Origin of the sequence: Paenibacillus maysiensis, from assembly GCF_000520815.1 — a bacterium.
Taxonomy (GTDB): domain Bacteria; phylum Bacillota; class Bacilli; order Paenibacillales; family Paenibacillaceae; genus Paenibacillus; species Paenibacillus maysiensis.
In genome coordinates, this window is sequence record NZ_ASRY01000260.1 from 1 (window position 1) to 346 (window position 346).

The 346-nt window shown below is 58.4% G+C and carries 1 protein-coding gene; it reads left to right on the forward strand.

Annotation, left to right across the window (positions count from 1 at the left end):
- Positions 1-346: amidohydrolase family protein (locus L696_RS28785; RefSeq protein ID WP_155985431.1), on the forward strand; the 346-nt coding region annotated here is incomplete at both ends.

Consider the following 346-nt stretch of genomic DNA (forward strand, 5'->3'; position numbering starts at 1 on the left):
CACGAATGTGTTACGCCCGAGGATGTAGCCGAGCGTATCCGGCTCGGCATGTATGCCAAAATGCGGCAAGGCTCCGCATGGCATGATGTGGCCGAGACCATCCGCGCCAGCACGGAAATGGGTCTCGATACCCGGCGCATGATGTTGGTGACGGATGACCGTAGCGCGGAATCCTTGCTCCATGAGGGACAGATGGATTTCGTCGTGCGTCATGCCATTGCGCAGGGCGTCAAGCCCGTGACCGCGTTTCAGATGGCTACGCTGAATACGGCAGAGCGCTTCGGCGTAGCGCGGGATATCGGCTCGATTATTCCGGGAGCGATTGCCGATATTATTTTGCTCGATG